The organism is Streptomyces sp. NPDC014734 (assembly GCF_043083325.1).
In the GTDB taxonomy this organism is placed as follows: domain Bacteria; phylum Actinomycetota; class Actinomycetes; order Streptomycetales; family Streptomycetaceae; genus Streptomyces.
Genome location: NZ_JBIBYN010000024.1, coordinates 1 through 16,310 on the forward strand (window position 1 = coordinate 1; position 16,310 = coordinate 16,310).

General features: G+C 70.8%; 15 protein-coding genes and 1 pseudogene. 13 read left to right on the plus strand and 3 right to left on the minus strand.

Going from position 1 to position 16,310, the window contains the following annotated elements:
* Positions 1 to 123: 123 nt before the first annotated feature.
* The 8 genes and pseudogenes from ACF1CT_RS29995 to ACF1CT_RS30030 all read left to right on the plus strand — a co-directional run bounded on the left by ACF1CT_RS29995 (position 124) and on the right by ACF1CT_RS30030 (position 6,699).
* Entirely contained in the window at positions 124 to 768 is a 645-nt protein-coding gene (locus ACF1CT_RS29995) for an HAD family hydrolase (RefSeq protein ID WP_391787122.1), read from the plus strand.
* 54 nt (positions 769 to 822) lie between these two features.
* The gene (locus tag ACF1CT_RS30000; RefSeq protein ID WP_391787234.1) at positions 823 to 2,031 is read left to right on the plus strand and encodes an MFS transporter; all 1,209 of its coding nucleotides are present in this window, start codon (positions 823 to 825) and stop codon (positions 2,029 to 2,031) included.
* A complete protein-coding gene (locus tag ACF1CT_RS30005) occupies positions 2,000 to 3,172 on the plus strand; it encodes an acetoin utilization protein AcuC (protein WP_391787123.1) in 1,173 nt (390 codons plus the stop codon). Before ACF1CT_RS30000 ends, ACF1CT_RS30005 begins: the two co-directional genes overlap by 32 nt.
* A gap of 150 nt (positions 3,173 to 3,322) precedes the next feature.
* Positions 3,323 to 3,646, plus strand: a pseudogene (locus ACF1CT_RS30010) (phosphatase); the annotation flags it as partial.
* 265 nt (positions 3,647 to 3,911) lie between these two features.
* On the plus strand, positions 3,912 to 4,124 hold the full coding sequence (locus ACF1CT_RS30015; RefSeq protein ID WP_335937133.1) for a helix-turn-helix domain-containing protein: 213 nt from the start codon (positions 3,912 to 3,914) through the stop codon (positions 4,122 to 4,124).
* Positions 4,125 to 4,233: 109 nt separating this feature from the next.
* Positions 4,234 to 4,332 carry a 30S ribosomal protein bS22 gene (locus ACF1CT_RS30020; protein WP_003948845.1) on the plus strand — a complete coding sequence of 33 codons (99 nt, stop codon included), beginning with the start codon at positions 4,234 to 4,236 and terminating at the stop codon, positions 4,330 to 4,332.
* Between the two features lie 201 nt (positions 4,333 to 4,533).
* Positions 4,534 to 5,631, plus strand: coding sequence for an NAD-dependent epimerase/dehydratase family protein (locus ACF1CT_RS30025; protein WP_391787124.1), 1,098 nt, complete (start codon positions 4,534 to 4,536; stop codon positions 5,629 to 5,631).
* Positions 5,632 to 5,646: 15 nt separating this feature from the next.
* On the plus strand, positions 5,647 to 6,699 hold the full coding sequence (locus ACF1CT_RS30030; RefSeq protein WP_391787125.1) for a 1-acyl-sn-glycerol-3-phosphate acyltransferase: 1,053 nt from the start codon (positions 5,647 to 5,649) through the stop codon (positions 6,697 to 6,699).
* A 101-nt stretch (positions 6,700 to 6,800) separates the two neighbouring features.
* Here ACF1CT_RS30030 and ACF1CT_RS30035 read toward each other — a convergent pair whose 3' ends face one another.
* The 3 genes from ACF1CT_RS30035 to ACF1CT_RS30045 all read right to left on the minus strand — a co-directional run bounded on the left by ACF1CT_RS30035 (position 6,801) and on the right by ACF1CT_RS30045 (position 10,572).
* Entirely contained in the window at positions 6,801 to 7,991 is a 1,191-nt protein-coding gene (locus ACF1CT_RS30035; RefSeq protein WP_391787126.1) for a DUF5667 domain-containing protein, read from the minus strand.
* Between the two features lie 334 nt (positions 7,992 to 8,325).
* The gene (locus ACF1CT_RS30040; RefSeq protein WP_391787127.1) at positions 8,326 to 9,102 is read right to left on the minus strand and encodes an ECF subfamily RNA polymerase sigma factor, BldN family; all 777 of its coding nucleotides are present in this window, start codon (positions 9,100 to 9,102) and stop codon (positions 8,326 to 8,328) included.
* Between the two features lie 375 nt (positions 9,103 to 9,477).
* Positions 9,478 to 10,572: an HAD family hydrolase gene (locus ACF1CT_RS30045; protein ID WP_391787128.1), complete on the minus strand. Its 1,095-nt coding sequence runs from the start codon at positions 10,570 to 10,572 to the stop codon at positions 9,478 to 9,480.
* A gap of 165 nt (positions 10,573 to 10,737) precedes the next feature.
* On the opposite strand from ACF1CT_RS30045, the gene ACF1CT_RS30050 reads away from it, so the two are divergent.
* The 5 genes from ACF1CT_RS30050 to ACF1CT_RS30070 all read left to right on the plus strand — a co-directional run bounded on the left by ACF1CT_RS30050 (position 10,738) and on the right by ACF1CT_RS30070 (position 16,193).
* Positions 10,738 to 11,013 carry a glutaredoxin family protein gene (locus tag ACF1CT_RS30050; RefSeq protein ID WP_391787129.1) on the plus strand — a complete coding sequence of 92 codons (276 nt, stop codon included), beginning with the start codon at positions 10,738 to 10,740 and terminating at the stop codon, positions 11,011 to 11,013.
* Positions 11,014 to 11,285: 272 nt separating this feature from the next.
* Positions 11,286 to 12,053 (plus strand): redox-sensing transcriptional repressor Rex, encoded by a 768-nt coding sequence (locus tag ACF1CT_RS30055; RefSeq protein ID WP_391787130.1) that lies wholly within the window; start codon positions 11,286 to 11,288, stop codon positions 12,051 to 12,053.
* Positions 12,050 to 13,543, plus strand: coding sequence for a glutamyl-tRNA reductase (locus ACF1CT_RS30060; RefSeq protein ID WP_391787131.1), 1,494 nt, complete (start codon positions 12,050 to 12,052; stop codon positions 13,541 to 13,543). Before ACF1CT_RS30055 ends, ACF1CT_RS30060 begins: the two co-directional genes overlap by 4 nt.
* Positions 13,540 to 14,526 (plus strand): hydroxymethylbilane synthase, encoded by a 987-nt coding sequence (gene hemC / locus ACF1CT_RS30065; RefSeq protein WP_391787132.1) that lies wholly within the window; start codon positions 13,540 to 13,542, stop codon positions 14,524 to 14,526. The genes ACF1CT_RS30060 and hemC overlap by 4 nt, the downstream gene beginning before the upstream one ends.
* A complete protein-coding gene (locus ACF1CT_RS30070) occupies positions 14,523 to 16,193 on the plus strand; it encodes a uroporphyrinogen-III synthase (protein ID WP_391787133.1) in 1,671 nt (556 codons plus the stop codon). The genes hemC and ACF1CT_RS30070 overlap by 4 nt, the downstream gene beginning before the upstream one ends.
* Positions 16,194 to 16,310: the final 117 nt, after the last annotated feature.

A 16,310-nucleotide genomic window follows, 5' to 3' on the forward strand; every position in this document is an offset into this window, starting at 1 on the left:
GCCGATGGTACTGCAGGGGGGACCCTGTGGGAGAGTAGGTCGCCGCCGGACTCCTTTTGTGGGAAAGCCCCGTGCCCTTGTGGCACGGGGCTTTTCTGCGTTCTGAGCGTCTACTCTCGGACCATGCGCTACGAACTGGTCATCTTCGACAACGACGGTGTGCTCGTGGACAGCGAGCCGATCTCCAACACGATCCTGGCCGAGTACCTCACGGAGCTCGGTCACCCCACGTCGTATCAGGAAAGCCTGCGGGACTACATGGGGGCCGCCGTGCACCGGGTGCACGATCTCGTCGGGGAGCGGACCGGGGAGAAGCTGCCCGACGACTTCGACGAGACGCTGCACGCCCGGGTCTTCGCCGCGTTCCAGCAGGAGCTGGAGCCCGTTCCCGGCGTCACCGATGTGCTGGCGGAGCTGGTCGCCGACGGTGTGGCCTACTGCGTGGCCTCATCCGGCAGTCATGAACGGATCAGGGTCGGGCATCGCAAGACCGGGCTGGACCAGTGGTTCGAGGAGGACTGGATCTTCAGCGTGGACGACGTCGGGCGCGGCAAGCCGGCGCCCGACCTGTTCCTGTACGCGGCCGAACGGATGGGGGTCGCTCCCGAGCGGTGCGTCGTCATCGAGGACAGCCCGCTCGGGGTGGAGGCCGCCAGGGCCGCGGGAATGGATGTGTACGGGTTCACGTCGATGATGCCCGCGGACCGGCTCGCCGGGGTGAACGGGCACTTCTCGGACATGAACCAACTGCGTGAATTGCTCGCGTGATCCATCTACCCACGGGTAGAGACTGGCCTTACGCTCGCGGCCATGACAGTGGCCATGACAGACGCCCGGCTGCGGCACGGCAGGACCTCCCTCGCGCTGAGCTTCTTCGTGCAGGGAGTCACCTTCGCTCTGCTCGTGACACGGATACCCGCGATCCAGCACCGGTACGGGATATCCGGCGGGCTGCTGCCGGTGTTCCTGGCCGCGGTGCCGATCCTGGCCGGTGTGGGCAGCGTGGTCACCGAGAAGGTGGTCGCGCGGGTGCGGCCGGGCGTCGTACTGCGGTGGGCGCAGCCCGTGGTGATGCTCGCGCTGCTCGGTGCCGGGGCCGGTGACGCGCTGTGGGAGGCGGCGTTCGCGCTCGCGGTGTTCGGGCTCTCGGTCGGGGCGCTCGACGCGTCCATGAACATGATGGGAGTCAGCCTCCAGCGGGCCTACGGGCGTTCCATCATGCTGGGCTTCCACGCCGCGTACAGCCTGGGCGGGATCGCCGGGGCGTCCATGGCGTGGGCCGGGGTGCACTGGCACCTCTCGCTGCCGGCGTCGTACCTGCCGGCGGTGGTGGTGCTGCTGCCCGCCGCGTTCGTGGGCAGCCGGTGGTACACCGAGGGCGGGGTGCCGGGCGGGACCTCGACGCAGGAGCCGGGCAAGGGGGCCGCCGCGTCGGTGTCGTTCAAGCTGCTGATGCCGCTCTGTCTGGTGATGAGCTTCGCGTACATCGGGGATTCGACGGTCTCCAACTGGAGTGCCAAGTACCTCAAGGACGTGCTGGGCAGTTCGGAGCAGCTGTCGACCGTTCCGTACAACCTCTACATGGTGACGACGCTGCTGGGGCGGACTGTCGGGGACTTCGGGGTGCGGCGGTTCGGGGCGGTGGCCGTGGTGCGGTTCGGGAGCGTGCTGGCGGCCGCCGGGTTCGTGGTGGTGGCGGTGGCCGGCGGGGCGTGGGTCGGGATGCTCGGCTTCACGATGCTGGGGCTGGGGCTGTGCGTGATCGTGCCGCAGACCTTCGCCGCTGCGGGGCGGATGTTCCCGGGGGCGAGCGACACCGCCGTCGCGCGGCTCAACGTGTTCAACTACGTGGGATTCCTGGTCGGATCGCCGCTCGTGGGGGCGCTGGGGGACGCCTGGAGCTACCGCGGGGCGATGCTCGTGCCGATGGTGCTGGTGCTCGCGACGCTCGGGTACGCCAAGTCGTTCGGGGTGTCACCCGCCCGATACGGTGGCGGGCATGAGCGGCCGCGCACAGCTGATGTGGGATGACGCAGTAACGGGATACGACTTCGGGGAGAGCCACCCGATGGACCCGGTGAGGCTGGCCCTGACGATGGGGCTGGTGCGGGCGTTCGGTCTCGACCGGGTGGTCGACGTGGTGTCGGCCAGGCCCGCCGGGGAGTCCACGCTGCGGTTGGTGCACCGCGAGGACTACGTGGCCGCCGTGCGGGCCGCCTCTGCGGATCCGAGGCATGCCGACCAGAACTACGGTCTCGGGACGGTCGACGATCCGGCGTTCGCGGGGATGCACGAGGTGTCGGCGCTGATCGCCGGGCAGTCGGTGGCCGCCGCCGAGGCCGTGTGGCGCGGGGACACCACGCACGCCGTCAACTTCACGGGCGGGCTGCACCACGCCATGCCGGGTGGGGCCGCGGGGTTCTGCGTGTACAACGATCCGGCGCTCGCCATCGCGAGGATGCTGGAACTGGGTGCCGAGCGGATCGCGTACGTCGATGTCGACGTGCACCACGGCGACGGGGTGGAGGCGGCGTTCCGCGAGGACCCGAGGGTTCTCACCGTGTCGTTGCACGAGCACCCGCGGACGCTGTTCCCGCATACCGGCTGGCCGCAGGAGACCGGGGTGGGGGCGGGCGAGGGCAGTGCGGTGAACGTGGCGCTGCCGGCCGGTACGGGCGACGCGGGGTGGCTGCGGGCGTTCCACGCCGTGGTGCCCGAACTGCTCGCGGACTTCCGGCCGCAGGTGCTGGTCACGCAGCACGGGGCCGATACGCACTTCGAGGACCCGCTCGCCCATATCGCCGTGTCGCTGGACGCGCAGCGGGCGGTGATGGCGGCCTGCCACGACCTGGCCCACCAGTACGCGGAGGGCGGGCGCTGGGTCGCGCTCGGCGGCGGCGGTTACGCGGTGGTCGACGTGGTGCCGCGCTCCTGGACGCATCTGGTCGGGATCGCCGCGCACGCGCCGGTGGACCCCGGGACGGTGATCCCGTCGTCGTGGCGGGACGAGGTGTACGCCAGGACCCGGCAGCTCGGACCGGCCCGGATGACGGACGGTCGTACCCCCTCCTGGAAGCCCTGGGAGGAGGGGTACGACCCCGCGGACCGGCTGGACCAGGCGGTGCTGGCGACCAGGCGGGCGGCGTTCCCGCTGCGGGGACTGCTGGCCTGAGAAGGGCTCCGCCGGCCGGTACGGGCGGCGGGGGACGGCCGGTCGGCCCCGCTCCGTCGGGCAGTTGCCCACGGGCCCGTGTCCGCGTCGGGGAAACCGGTCCGCGACCCCGCCCGAGCCGGTGCCGTCCGGGACGGGGCACCGCACCGGGTGTCCTGTGTCTACGCAGTATCGGCAGACGCCTTGTCAGCGGCGGGCTGTGCCGTACTCAGCCCCACGCAGGGGCGATGTATCGACATACCGACCCGGTTCGGCGTACGTACGCGCCAGTTCGACTACGTACGGGGAGTCGCGATGGTGCGTGGGCGAGGCGCACGGGCTCCGGGTGGTCGCACCGGCGCACACGCCCACGCGCCACTGCCGGCACGAGGTGCCGCGGAGTCGGCCGCGGAGGGTTCCGGAGCCGGTGGCGGGGATCGTGGGTGGGCCTGCGGGCCAGGTCGGGCCGGGTGCCGGGGCGATCGGGCGGACGGGCAGGGGCGGCCCGGGGCCGTCCGTCGGGAAGCCGGGGGGCGGGTGCCGGTCGCCGTTTCGCCCGCGTCTCCATACCGTCCACGAGCCGACGGCCGCTCACTCGCTATGTACTCAATCGGGCGTGTCTGTCACAGTAGGCGGCCGATCATCTCTCCTCTTCCCCACTCGCATCACCCGCCCCTAACCTGGGGAGTGAGCGCACAACGACGAAGAGTCACCGGAGGGGAAGCCGGTGCGCGTCTCGTGCGAAAGGTACAGGTGAGTCATGGCTGCTGGCAGCGAGAGGCCTCTCAACGAGGTCAAGTTCCTGACCGTGGCGGAAGTCGCCGCGGTCATGAGGGTGTCGAAGATGACCGTGTACCGTTTGGTGCACAGCGGTCATCTGCCGGCGATCCGGGTGGGCAGGTCCTTCCGGGTTCCGGAGCAAGCGGTTCACGAGTATCTCCGCGAGTCCTTTGTAGGGGTGGAATCCGCCTGATATTCGCCTCGGATTACGTCCCTCACGCGGTGGCGGGTAGGCTAGGCCGACGTAGGTCGTGTGGGCCCAGACGCCCCGCACCAGTGAAGAGAAGTGAGCGAGGGTAGTCGTGGGCTCTGTTATCAAGAAGCGGCGCAAGCGGATGGCCAAGAAGAAGCACCGCAAGCTGCTCAAGCGCACGCGCGTTCAGCGTCGCAACAAGAAGTAGGCGAACGCAGTTCGTGAATCCGCAGCCCTCCCGCCGATGTGGCGGGAGGGCTGCGGTGCGTTGCGGCGGGGTGGGCCGTGGGGCCGGGTGCCCGCATTCGGGCCAAAGACTCGACGGCGGCCCGCCGAGAGGTCATCACAGGGCAACATCCACCCGCTACGGTGACGGCCAGGGGAAACCTTTCGACGGAGGGCGCTGATCTTGGGGAAGGTCGTGCTGGTCACGGGAGCGGCCCGGAAACTGGGCGGCCGGTTCGTGCGGCGCATCCAGCGTGATCCGGAGGTGGACCGGGTGATCGCCGTCGACGCGGTCGCGCCCGGTCATCGGTTGGGCGACGCCCGGTTCGTCGCGGCGGACATCCGCCAGCCCGCGATTGCCAGAGTCCTCGCGGAACACGCCGTCGACACGGTCGTCCACCTGGACGTCTCGGCGAAGACGGTCGGCACCGGGGGAGGCCGGACGACGGTCAAGGAGACCAACGTCATCGGAACCATGCAACTGCTCGGGGCCTGCCAGAAGGCGCCGAGCGTGCGGCGGCTGGTGGTCAAGTCCAGCACGAACGTGTACGGCTCCGCGCCCCGCGATCCGGCGGTCTTCACCGAGACCACCCCGCCCAAGTCGCTGCCCGGCGGAGGCTTCGCCAAGGACGTGGTGGAGGTCGAGGGGTATGTGCGGGGCTTCGCGCGCCGCAGGCCGGACGTCGCCGTGTGCGTGCTCAGGTTCGCGAACATCCTGGGGCCGGAAGCCGATTCGCCGCTCGCCGACTACCTTTCGCTGCCGGTGCTGCCGACGGTGTTCGGGTACGACCCCCGGCTCCAGTTCGTGCACGAGGACGATGTCGTCGACGTCCTGGGCATCGCCTCGCGCGAACCGAGGCGCGGGACGCTGAACAGCGGCACCTTCAACATCGCCGGGGACGGTGTGCTGCTGCTCTCGCAGTGCGCGCGGCGGCTGGGGCGGCCCACGATGCCGTTGCTGCTGCCCGCCGTCACCTGGGTCGGCCAGGCGCTGCGCAGGGTCGGCATGACGGACTTCTCGCCGGAGCAGATCCGGTTGCTGACCCACGGCCGGGTGGTCTCGACGGTCCAGATGCGCGAGACGCTGGGCTTCGACCCGGAGTTCAGCACCGCGGAGACGTTCGCGCAGTTCGCGCTCAGCCGGGGGGCCGGACTGCTGCCGCCGGAGGCCGTGGGCCGGGCGGTCGACCGGTTGGCCGCCGGGGTGGGCGCCGGGCCGTCCGGTGAGGTTGTGCGAACCACCGGGGCGGGCGACACGTCCCCGCCCCCCAGTGCCAGGTAGAGGAGCGCATCGACGATGGCGGACGCCAAGATCATCCCGTTCGACGACGACCGTTCGCGGCCGGGCGGTTCACCGCGTTCCGCGCGACGCCGCTCCCCCGCGCACTCCGCCGCCTCCGCGGTCGGTACCGCGGCCGTCAGCGCCCTTCCCGGGCAACTGGACGCCGAGCCGCCGGAGCAGGATCGCCCGGGTGCCGGAGAGGCCGACGGGACCGGGCCGGCCGGGGACGGCGGCTGGGAGCGGCGGATCGCCGGGGGACTCGCGTTCCTGCGGCGGCGGGTCACCGGTGAGTACGACGTCGACGAGTTCGGGTACGACGAGGAACTCACCGACCAGGTCCTGATGTCGATGCTGCGGCCGATGTACGAGAAGTACTTCCGGGTCGAGGTGAAGGGCATCGAGAACATCCCGTCCGAGGGCGGCGCGCTGATCGTGTCCAACCACTCCGGGACGCTTCCGCTCGACGGGCTGATGCTCCAGGTCGCCGTGCACGACAACCATCCGGCGGGGCGGCATCTGCGGCTGCTCGCCGCCGACCTGGTCTTCATGCTCCCGGTGGTCAACGAACTGGCCCGCAAGGCCGGGCACACGCTGGCGTGCACCGAGGACGCGGAACGGCTGCTGGGCCGGGGCGAGATCGTCGGGGTGATGCCGGAGGGCTTCAAGGGCATCGGCAAGCCGTTCGGCGAGCGGTACAAACTGCAGCGATTCGGCCGGGGCGGTTTCGTCTCCACGGCGCTGCGGGCCGGGGTACCGATCATTCCGTGCTCGATCGTGGGGGCGGAGGAGATCTACCCGATGATCGGCAACTCGAAGACCCTGGCCCGGCTGTTGGGCTTCCCGTACTTCCCGATCACCCCGACGTTCCCCTGGTTGGGGCCGTTGGGCGCGGTGCCGCTGCCGACGAAGTGGACGATTCAGTTCGGGGAGCCGATCTCCACGAGCGGGTACCCGCTGGAGGCGGCGGACGATCCGATGCTGATGTTCAACCTGACGGATCAGGTGCGGGAACAGATCCAGCACACGCTGTACAAGCTGTTGGTGCAGCGGAGGTCGGTGTTCTTCTGAGCCATGCGGTGCGTCGGCGCTCGACGATGCACGGGCCCCGATCGCCGGGCCGGCTCGGGGAGCCCGGCGATCGAGGAGCGATGTGATCGAGGTGCGACGTGTCAGTCGTTCAGGTTCTCGCTGTTGATTCCCAGACCGGGGAGCAGGCCGGGGAGGAGCGGGGGCAGGGTCACGTCCGGGGCCCCGGAAGGGCTGTTCCGGTCGCCGGCCGACGGGGCGGTGTCCGGGGGCGGGGTGCCGAGGAGGCCGTCCGCGCCGCCGGAGATCAGACCGTCGACCGGTGTGCTGCCGGATCCGGACGGGGCCGGAGCTGTGCTGTCGCCCGTACGGTCCTGCGACGGGTTCGGCGCCGAGGGGGCGGAGTGGCCCGTACGGGACGGCGTGCCGCGCCGGTCGCCGGTGTCCGACCGCTCCGCAGCGCTGCTGCTGCCCGGGGGCCTGGGCAGCAGCGATTGCAGTGGTCCGACCTCTTCGTCTATGGCGTCGAACACCGAGCTGACCTTCTCGCCGACATCGGTCAGCTGAAGGGGCAGCCGTTCGCGCAGACTGCTCCAGCTCTCGCGGTGCGAGCGGGAGAAGGATTCCAGGGTCTGGATGGGGCCGATGGCGCCGTCCCGCTGGTAGGCCGAATGGAGCAGGCGGTGGCCCTCGGTGGCGTCGTGCGTCATGCCGTTGAGCGCGCGCCGGATCTCGCCGAGCTGTTCGTGGTCGAGGTGGCCGGTACGGGCGCGTTCCATCAGGCGGCGGGCCTCGCTGAGCCGGGTCGAGGCCTGGTCGAGGTAGACCTCGCCGCGGTCGGCGTCGCCGCTGGCCATCCCGCGGTGGATGTCCTCCATGCCGCGCTTGAGCCCGTACAGCGAATCACCCGGGAGGGCGTCGGAACTGGCAGCGGCCACCCCGCCGAAGGCCCCCGCCGCGACACCGACGGTGAGCCCGCCGGCCGCGAGGCCCTTCGTCCAGCGCGAGCGCGGGCGCAGTTTCCGGAGCGGGGAGGCCCGGTGGGAGCCCTTCGTCCGCTGCTCGGGCACGGTAGGGCCCGCGGGCGCGCGGCCCTCGGCGAACATGGCTTCCATGGCGGCGACGAGCTGGGCTCGCTGCACCACTTTGACTTCGGGGTCCAACTCCGGTCGCGGTAGCTCACCGAGGCCGTTCGCCAGGGCCAACAGCGGTCCGTGGTCGGCCGGTTCGGCCGATTCCTCGGGCTGTGCGGACGCCGCACCGCGGGGCGGCGACTCCTCCAGGGCCTGGGCGAAGGCGTTCGCCCGCCGGTGTGCCGAAACGTTTGCGATCACTGGCGGCACCTCCTCTCGTCATGACGGTCGAGTCCCCTGGGGATCCGGAAGGTTGTACACCTTGAGCGCTTCCACACGAAAGAGTGAGTGTCGGCGGACATGGGTGACTACAGGGGGCCTGCAACCGACACAACGAGAGGCGCGGCACTTGGGTTACGCAAGAAGGGTGATCGGACTTTGCGTGAAGGCGGCGTCGCCGGGAGTGACACGTTCGGGTGTCGGGACGTGTGTTCGGGGCGTGTGTTCGGGGTGATCGGCCCGGGTGGTTGTCCGGGACGATCCGGGACGGGTGAGACGGGTGAGACGGTGGTGCGGGTGGTGCCGGGTGGAGGGGTCAGCGGGCGTCGTCCGGCAGGAGCCGGGCCAGGGTGCGGACGGCGCGGTATTGCAAGGTCTTGATCGCGCCTTCGTTCTTTCCCATGACGCGCGCGGTCTCGGCGACCGAGAGGCCCTGGAGGAAGCGCAGGGTGACGCACTCCTGCTGCTGGGGGTTGAGCCGCCGCACCGCTTGGAGGAGCGCGGCGTTGGAGAGGGATTCCAGAACGGAGTCCTCGGGGCTGCGCTCGACCTCGTTGGCGTCGAGCATCTCGCCGGTGGTCACCTCCAGCCGGAAGCGGCTTGACTTGAAATGGTCGGCGACGAGGTTGCGCGCGATCGTGACCAGCCAGGCACCGAAGTCACGGCCCTGCCAGGTGAAGGTCGAGATGCGGCGCAGGGCGCGCAGGAAGGTCTCGCTGGTGAGGTCCTCCGCCGTCGCCTTGCCGCCCACGCGGTAGTAGATGTAGCGGTAGACGGTGTCGCTGTACTGGTCGTAGAGGCGGCCGAAGGCTTCGGCCTCGCCGGCCTGCGCGCGCTCGACGAGCTCCATCATGCGCGCGCTGTCACTGTCGGCGGTGGGACGGCGGACGGTGGACGTGGTTGTTGCGCCGCGGTTGCTGCGTCTTCCGACCGCCGCACCGCGTTCGGCCATGGCGTAGCAGGGGCCGACTGGCGCAGGGGTGGCGAATGCGGGTACGGCGTACGCGGTGGGGACGAAGCCGCGCAAGCAGTCGGCGACCGTTGCGCGCAGCGTAGCCAGGCCCGAGGCGTCAACCCCGACGTGTGGGTACACGGGACTCCCAGAGGCAGAGCTTCCATCACGTTCAGTGGGGAAACCTCACTCGTCGTAGTGAGTGAGGGGTTTCGGAATGCGTCTGAGGAGAATAACGCTTCGTACAGGCAGTGCTACACCCAGTTGCACAAATCACCGATTACGTCGCTTCTGTAGCGAATAATCGATGCATCAAGTCGCACATCGTGACCGGTTATTGATCGGATTACTTCGTGATCTGTCGGTGGGGGCGACGGGTTGTGGCCGAGTGGGTGAAGGCCGACTGGCCGGAGCGGTCGGCGGGTATGGGGATCCGATCGGTGGCGGTGTCCGGGCGTGGCCGAGCGGCACCGGGCACCCGGGGGTGCGCGGCGCCGTTCGGTGAACAGGTGTGCGTCAGCGCCAGCGGCGGCGGTGCAGGGCGACGGCGGCGGCGGTGCCGCCCGCCAGGGCGCCGACGCCGGCCGCGGCCGGGATACCGACCTTGGCCGCCTTGCGGCCCGTCCGGTAGTCCCGCAGCCGCCAGTCGAGGGCGCGGGCGTGCTTGCGGAGCTTGGCGTCCGGGTTGATCGCGTACGGATGGCCGACCAGGGACAACATCGGGATGTCGTTGTGCGAGTCGCTGTACGCCGCGCAGCGGTCGAGGTCGAGGCCCTCGGCCGCCGCCAGGGCGCGGACCGCCTCGGCCTTCGCGGGGCCGTGCAGCGGCTCGCCCACCAGGCGGCCGGTGTAGACGCCGTCGACGGATTCGGCGACCGTGCCGAGCGCGCCGGTCAGGCCGAGGCGCCGGGCGATGATCGTCGCCGTCTCCACCGGGGCGGCGGTGACCAGCCAGACCCGTTGTCCGGCGTCCAGATGGGCCTGGGCCAGGGCGCGGGTGCCGGGCCAGATGCGGTCGGCCATGTACTCGTCGTAGATCTCTTCGCCGATCGCCATCAGTTCGGAGACGCGGTGGCCCCTGACGATCGACAGCGCGCTGTCGCGGGCGTCCTGCATGTGTTCCGGATCCTCGACGCCGGCCAGCCTGAACCACGCCTGCTGCCAGGCGAACCGGGTCAGCTCGCGGCGCTGGAAGAACTTCCGTTTGTACAGGCCGCGGCCGAAGTGGAAGAGCGCCGCGCCCTGCATCACTGTGTTGTCCAGGTCGAAGAAGGCGGCGGCCCGGTCGTCGCCGGCGACGGGGAAGGGGGGTTCCTCGGTCTCCTTCTCCTTGCCGGCCCGCTTCTCCGCCTGTTTCCCGGCCTTCTCCGCCTGCTTTCCGGCCTTCTCCGCCTGCTCGTCCGCGCCCGTTCGCGGCGCGGTGGCCTTCGCGGCCTTCGTCTTCTTCGTGCGGGCGGGGGCGGTGGGGTTCTCGGTGCTGGGGGACCGGTCGTCGGGGTGTTCGTTGCGCAGGGAGGCCTTCCGCGCTGCCTCAGCTGCGGCCTCGCCTGCCAGTACGCTCCGCGCTGTCGCGGGGCGCCTACGGGGTGTGAGCCATCCAAGAGCGGCCATGCCGTGAGCATAGCCACCCGGTCCGTTCCTTCCCGACCTGCCGGGATGCCGTGCCGTGAACTCTTGTGCGTGTGGTGTGCGCGTGCGTGTGGTGTGCGCGTGCGTGTGGTGGGTGTGCGGCGGGTGTGTGCGGGGCATTGTTGCGCCTCGGCGCAGAATGAAGGCATGAGCGCCTTGTTCCGACGTACGAAGAAGAACCCCGCCGACCGGATGGTGACGCTGGTCGGCAAGCCCGGGTGCCACCTCTGCGACGACGCCAGGGCCGTGGTCCGCGAGGTGTGTGCGCAGACCGGTGCGTCCTGGGAGGAGAGGGACATCACGCAGGACGAGGAGCTGCACCGGGCGTACTGGGAACAGATCCCGGTGGTGCTGATTGATAACGAACAGCACACGTTCTGGCGGGTGGACCCGGTGAGGCTGCGTGACGCACTGGGTTCGTGAGGAAAAGCCGGTTACCATCATGGGCGTTTTGAGTGGTCTCGGGGGAGCATCAGTGAGGAGTGTGTGCCGCTTTGTCCCCTTCGGGTCCGCAACGGGCCGATGCCGTCTTCGGTTCCGGAATTGCTCGACGAATGTGCGTGACCCCGGTCACGTTGACCGGACAAAACGGACACTATCTTTGTGCACGCGTTCACAAAGACATAGCCTGCATTCGACGGGGCGGTCATGTGACATACGGCCGCCTGCAGCCCCGCTCATCCCGCAGGAGCACCGTGGCAACTGGCCGAACTCACCGACCGGCGACCCGTAGCCGAGGAATTCCCGAGGCCACCGTCGCTCGGCTTCCGCTGTATCTGCGCGCGTTGACCGCGCTCTCCGAGCGATCGGTACCCACGGTCTCCTCCGAGGAACTCGCCGCGGCGGCGGGGGTCAACTCCGCCAAGCTCCGCAAGGATTTCAGCTACCTGGGCTCCTACGGGACGCGCGGGGTCGGGTACGACGTCGAGTATCTCGTCTACCAGATCTCCCGCGAGCTGGGGCTCACCCAGGACTGGCCGGTCGTGATCGTCGGTATCGGCAACCTCGGCGCCGCGCTCGCCAACTACGGCGGTTTCGCCTCCCGCGGTTTCCGGGTCGCCGCCCTGATCGACGCCGATCCCGCGATGGCCGGAACGCCCGTCGCCGGGATTCCCGTCCAGCACGCCGACGACCTGGAGGCGATCGTCCGCGACAACGGCGTGTCGATCGGCGTCATCTCGACCCCGGCCGGTGCCGCGCAGCAGGTCTGCGACCGGCTCGTCGCCGCGGGCGTCACCTCCATCCTGAACTTCGCGCCGACGGTGCTCTCCGTGCCCGACGGAGTCGACGTCCGCAAGGTCGACCTCTCCATCGAGCTCCAGATCCTCGCCTTCCACGAGCAGCGCAAGTCGGTCGAGGACACCTCCGAGGCGACCCCCGACCCGGCCGCGCCTCCCGCGCGCCCGGCTGTCGGCGACCGCAAGGGACCTGACGGGGACATGCCCGCCGTGATGCCGGCATGAGTCTTCTCGTCGTAGGGCTGAGTCACCGCAGCGCCCCCGTCTCCGTACTGGAGCGGGCCTCGCTGGCCGCCGAGACACAGGCCAAACTGCTTCAGGACACCCTCGCCGCGGAGCCCGCGGCCGAGGCCGCCGTGCTGGCCACCTGCAACCGCATCGAGCTGTACGCCGACGTGGACAAGTTCCACGCCGGCGTCGCCGAGCTGTCCACGCTCCTCGCCCAGCACAGCGGCGTCGGCCTGGACGAGCTCACTCCGTATCTCTATGTGCACTACGAGGACCGGGCCGTCCACCACCTCTTCTCGGTGGCCTGCGGGCTGGACTCGATGGTCGTCGGCGAGGGGCAGATCCTCGGCCAGATCAAGGACGCGCTGGCGCTGGGCCAGGAGCTCCACACCGCGGGACGGCTGCTGAACGACCTGTTCCAGCAGGCGCTGCGGGTCGGCAAGCGCGCCCACAGCGAGACCGGGATCGACCGGGCCGGGCAGTCGCTCGTCACCTTCGGCCTCGAACAGCTCGCGACCGGTGCGGACGTCGCCGACTGGGCGGGGGGCAAGCGCGCCCTGGTGATCGGTGCCGGATCGATGTCCTCGCTGGCCGCCGCCACCCTGGCCCGCGCCGGTGTCGCCGAGATCGCCGTCGCCAACCGGACCCGGGCCCGCGCCGACCGGCTCGTCGAGATCCTGGGTCAGCCCGGTGGCACCGGAGTGGTCGCCCGCGCCGTCGAGATGGCCGCGGTGCCCGATGAACTTACACGTGCCGACATCGTCGTCTCCTGCACCGGGGCCACCGGTCTGGTGCTGACCGCCGAGGCGGTCGCCGGGGCGCTCGGCCTGCCCTTCGATCCGGTGCGCGAGGCGCCCGTCGCGTCCGTCCCGGCGCCGCCCGCCGACCCCGACCGGCACGCGGCCTGGGTGGAGAACGGCTCCGACGGAACGGTCCGCCAGGCCGTGCGCCGGGCCATCGTGCCCGCTCAGAACGCCGGGCCCGTCCGCCTCGCCCTGCTCGACCTCGCCATGCCGCGCGACGTCGACGGCGACGCCGCCCGCCTCGACGGGGTGCGCCTCGTCGACATCGAGTCGCTCGCCGAGGCGTCCGCGGACGCCCCGATGGCCGCCGACGTGGACCGGGTGCGCACCATCGTCGCGGACGAGGTGGCCGCCTTCGGCGCCGCCCAGCGGGCCGCCCACATCACCCCGACCGTCGTCGCGCTGCGCACGATGGCCGCCGATGTGGTCGCGGGCGAGATCGCCCGGCTCGACGGACGCCTCCCCGGCCTCGACGAGAAGCAGCGCGCCGAGATCACCCAGACGGTGCGCCGCGTCGTCGACAAGCTCCTGCACGCGCCCACCGTGCGGGTCAAGCAGCTCGCCAGCGAGCCCGGCGGCGCCGGGTACGCCGACGCGCTGCGGGAACTCTTCGACCTCGACCCGCAGACGGTCGCCGCCGTCTCCCGGGCAGACCTGAACGACCCGAATCGAGGGCGGTCATGACCGACAACACACCCCTGGGCACGGATGCCGACCGGCCGCTGAGGCTCGGCACCCGGCGCAGCAAGCTCGCCATGGCGCAGTCCGGCCTCGTCGCCGACGCGGTCAGCGAGGTGACCGGGCGGGCCGTCGAGCTCGTGGAGGTCACCACGTACGGCGACATCTCCCGCGAGCACCTGGCGCAGATCGGCGGCACCGGCGTGTTCGTCGCCGCGCTGCGCGAGGCGCTGCTGCGCGGCGAGGTGGACTTCGCCGTCCACTCGCTCAAGGACTTGCCGACCGCCCAGCCCGAGGGCCTGGTCCTGGCCGCCGTACCGCAGCGCGAGGATCCGCGTGACGTACTGGTGGCGCGGGACGGGCTGACCCTCGCGCAACTGCCGTCCGGTGCCCGGATCGGCACCGGCTCGCCGCGTCGTATGGCGCAGCTCAACGCGTACGCCCGGAGCCACGGTCTCGACATCGAGACGGTGCCGATCCGGGGCAACGTCGATACGCGGATCGGATTTGTCCGAAGCGGGGAGCTGGACGCGGTGGTACTCGCCGCGGCCGGGCTCAGCCGCCTCGGCCGGACGGGCGAGGCGACCGACTTCCTGTCGTTCGACACCGTCCTGCCCGCTCCCGGCCAGGGAGCACTGGCGATCGAATGCGCTGAGACCAGCGCGGACCTCGCCGCCGCGCTCGGAGAGCTCGACGACCCGGTCACCCGGGCCGCCGTGACCGCCGAGCGTGCCCTGCTCGCCGCCCTGGAGGCCGGTTGCTCCGCACCTGTGGGTGCGCTGGCCGACCTCCTGGTCGACGGACAGGCTGTCAACGAACTGCGCCTGCGCGGTGTCGTCGGGTCCACCGACGGTTCCTCGCTGGTACAGATGTCCACCACCGGTCCCGTTCCCACGTCGCACGACGACGCGGCGGCGCTCGGTCGCGAACTCGCGGTCGAGATGCTTGCCAAGGGCGCGGCCGGTCTTATGGGGGAGCGAGCACTTTGAGCCCCACCGGCCCCGCCGCATCCGACTTTCCGGCCGTGTCCGCTTCAGGGCACGTCACCTTCCTGGGTGCCGGTCCCGGCGATCCGGGACTGCTGACCCTGCGCGCTGTCGAGGCGCTTGCGAGCGCGGACGTTCTTGTCGCCGAGCCGGACGTCCTCGGTGTCGTTCGCTGCCATGCGCGGGCGAGCGTGAGCGCACCCGAGCTGACGGTTGTTGACGCACAGTCAACAGCCGCCGGGGTCCCCGTTCTCAGGGATGCGGTCAATCTTGTCATGGAGGCAGCGAAGGGCGGCAGGCGGGTCGTCCGTGCGGTCTCGGGCGACCCGGGGCTGGACGGTGACGCCGGTGCCGAGATGCTCGCCTGCGCCGCCGCCGGGATTCCCTTCGAGGTCGTGCCGGGTGTCGCCAACGTCGTGGGCGTGCCCGCGTACGCCGGTGTGCCGCTGCGGGACGCGCAGGGCACCGACGTCCGGTTCGTCGACGCGCGTACCGCCTCGGACCGCTGCTGGACCGAGGTGGGCGCGAGCGATGCCACGGTCGTCGTCTCGACGACGTTGGACTCGGTGGCCGCCGCCTCCGGCGAGCTGGTCTCGGCGGGCCGCAAGCCCGACACCCCGCTGACCGTGACGGTGGCCGGTACGACGACCCGCCAGCGCACCTGGACGGCGACCCTCGGCACGATCGCGCAGATTCTGAAGCAGGCGAAGGTGCTGCCGTCGCCGGAGGGGCACCGGCCCGTCATAGCCGTGGTCGGTGAGCGCAGCTCCGCCGCCCAGCGCGACCAGCTCGCCTGGTTCGAGTCCAAGCCGCTGTTCGGCTGGAAGGTGCTCGTCCCGCGGACCAAGGAGCAGGCGGCGTCGCTCTCCGACCAGCTTCGTTCCTACGGTGCCGTGCCGCACGAGGTCCCGACGATCGCCGTCGAGCCGCCGCGCACTCCGCAGCAGATGGAGCGCGCGGTCAAGGGCCTGGTCACGGGTCGCTACGAGTGGATCGCGTTCACCAGCGTCAACGCGGTGAAGGCGGTCCGGGAGAAGTTCGAGGAGTACGGGCTCGATGCCCGTGCCTTCGCCGGGATCAAGGTCGCCGCCGTCGGTGAGCAGACCGCCGCCGCGCTCGTCGACTTCGGTGTGAAGCCGGACCTGGTGCCGTCCGGTGAGCAGTCCGCCGCCGGTCTGCTGGAGGACTGGCCGCCGTACGACCCGGTCTTCGACCCGATCGACCGGGTGTTCCTGCCGCGCGCCGACATCGCCACCGAGACGTTGGTGGCGGGGCTCATCGAGCTGGGCTGGGAGGTCGACGACGTCACCGCGTACCGCACGGTCCGCGCCTCGCCGCCGCCGGCCGAGACCCGCGAGGCGATCAAGGGCGGCGGGTTCGACGCGGTCCTCTTCACCTCGTCGTCGACGGTCCGGAACCTCGTCGGCATCGCGGGCAAGCCGCACAACGTGACGGTGATCGCGTGTATCGGCCCGGCGACGGCGAAGACCGCGGAGGAGCACGGGCTCCGTGTCGACGTGCTGTCGCCGGAACCCTCGGTGCACAAGCTCGCCGAGGCCCTCGCCGAGTTCGGCGCGCGACGCCGGGACGCGGCGAAGGAGGCCGGTGACCCGGTGACCCGGCCGAGCGAGCGGCGTCCGGGGGCGCGGAGGCGTCGTTCGACGACGTGATCCGCCCGCGAGGCGAATGAGGGGCCCGGTTGCTTCGGGGCGCCTGTCGGCCGGCAGTGTTCCTGCCGGCCGACGGTGTCCTCCGGCAGCCGGGCTCCTGTCCGTTTCGCTCGGTTT

Excerpts from the sequence above, each read along its gene's own strand:
- ACF1CT_RS29995 (WP_391787122.1), top strand. The coding sequence starts at position 124 with ATGCGCTACGAACTGGTCATCTTCGACAACGACGGTGTGCTCGTGGAC.
- ACF1CT_RS30050 (WP_391787129.1), top strand. The coding sequence starts at position 10,738 with ATGAGCGCCTTGTTCCGACGTACGAAGAAGAACCCCGCCGACCGGATG.
- ACF1CT_RS30060 (WP_391787131.1), top strand. The coding sequence starts at position 12,050 with ATGAGTCTTCTCGTCGTAGGGCTGAGTCACCGCAGCGCCCCCGTCTCC.
- ACF1CT_RS30045 (WP_391787128.1), bottom strand. The coding sequence starts at position 10,572 with ATGGCCGCTCTTGGATGGCTCACACCCCGTAGGCGCCCCGCGACAGCG.
- hemC (WP_391787132.1), top strand. The coding sequence starts at position 13,540 with ATGACCGACAACACACCCCTGGGCACGGATGCCGACCGGCCGCTGAGG.
- ACF1CT_RS30015 (WP_335937133.1), top strand. The coding sequence starts at position 3,912 with ATGGCTGCTGGCAGCGAGAGGCCTCTCAACGAGGTCAAGTTCCTGACC.
- ACF1CT_RS30005 (WP_391787123.1), top strand. The coding sequence starts at position 2,000 with ATGAGCGGCCGCGCACAGCTGATGTGGGATGACGCAGTAACGGGATAC.
- ACF1CT_RS30030 (WP_391787125.1), top strand. The coding sequence starts at position 5,647 with ATGGCGGACGCCAAGATCATCCCGTTCGACGACGACCGTTCGCGGCCG.
- ACF1CT_RS30000 (WP_391787234.1), top strand. The coding sequence starts at position 823 with ATGACAGACGCCCGGCTGCGGCACGGCAGGACCTCCCTCGCGCTGAGC.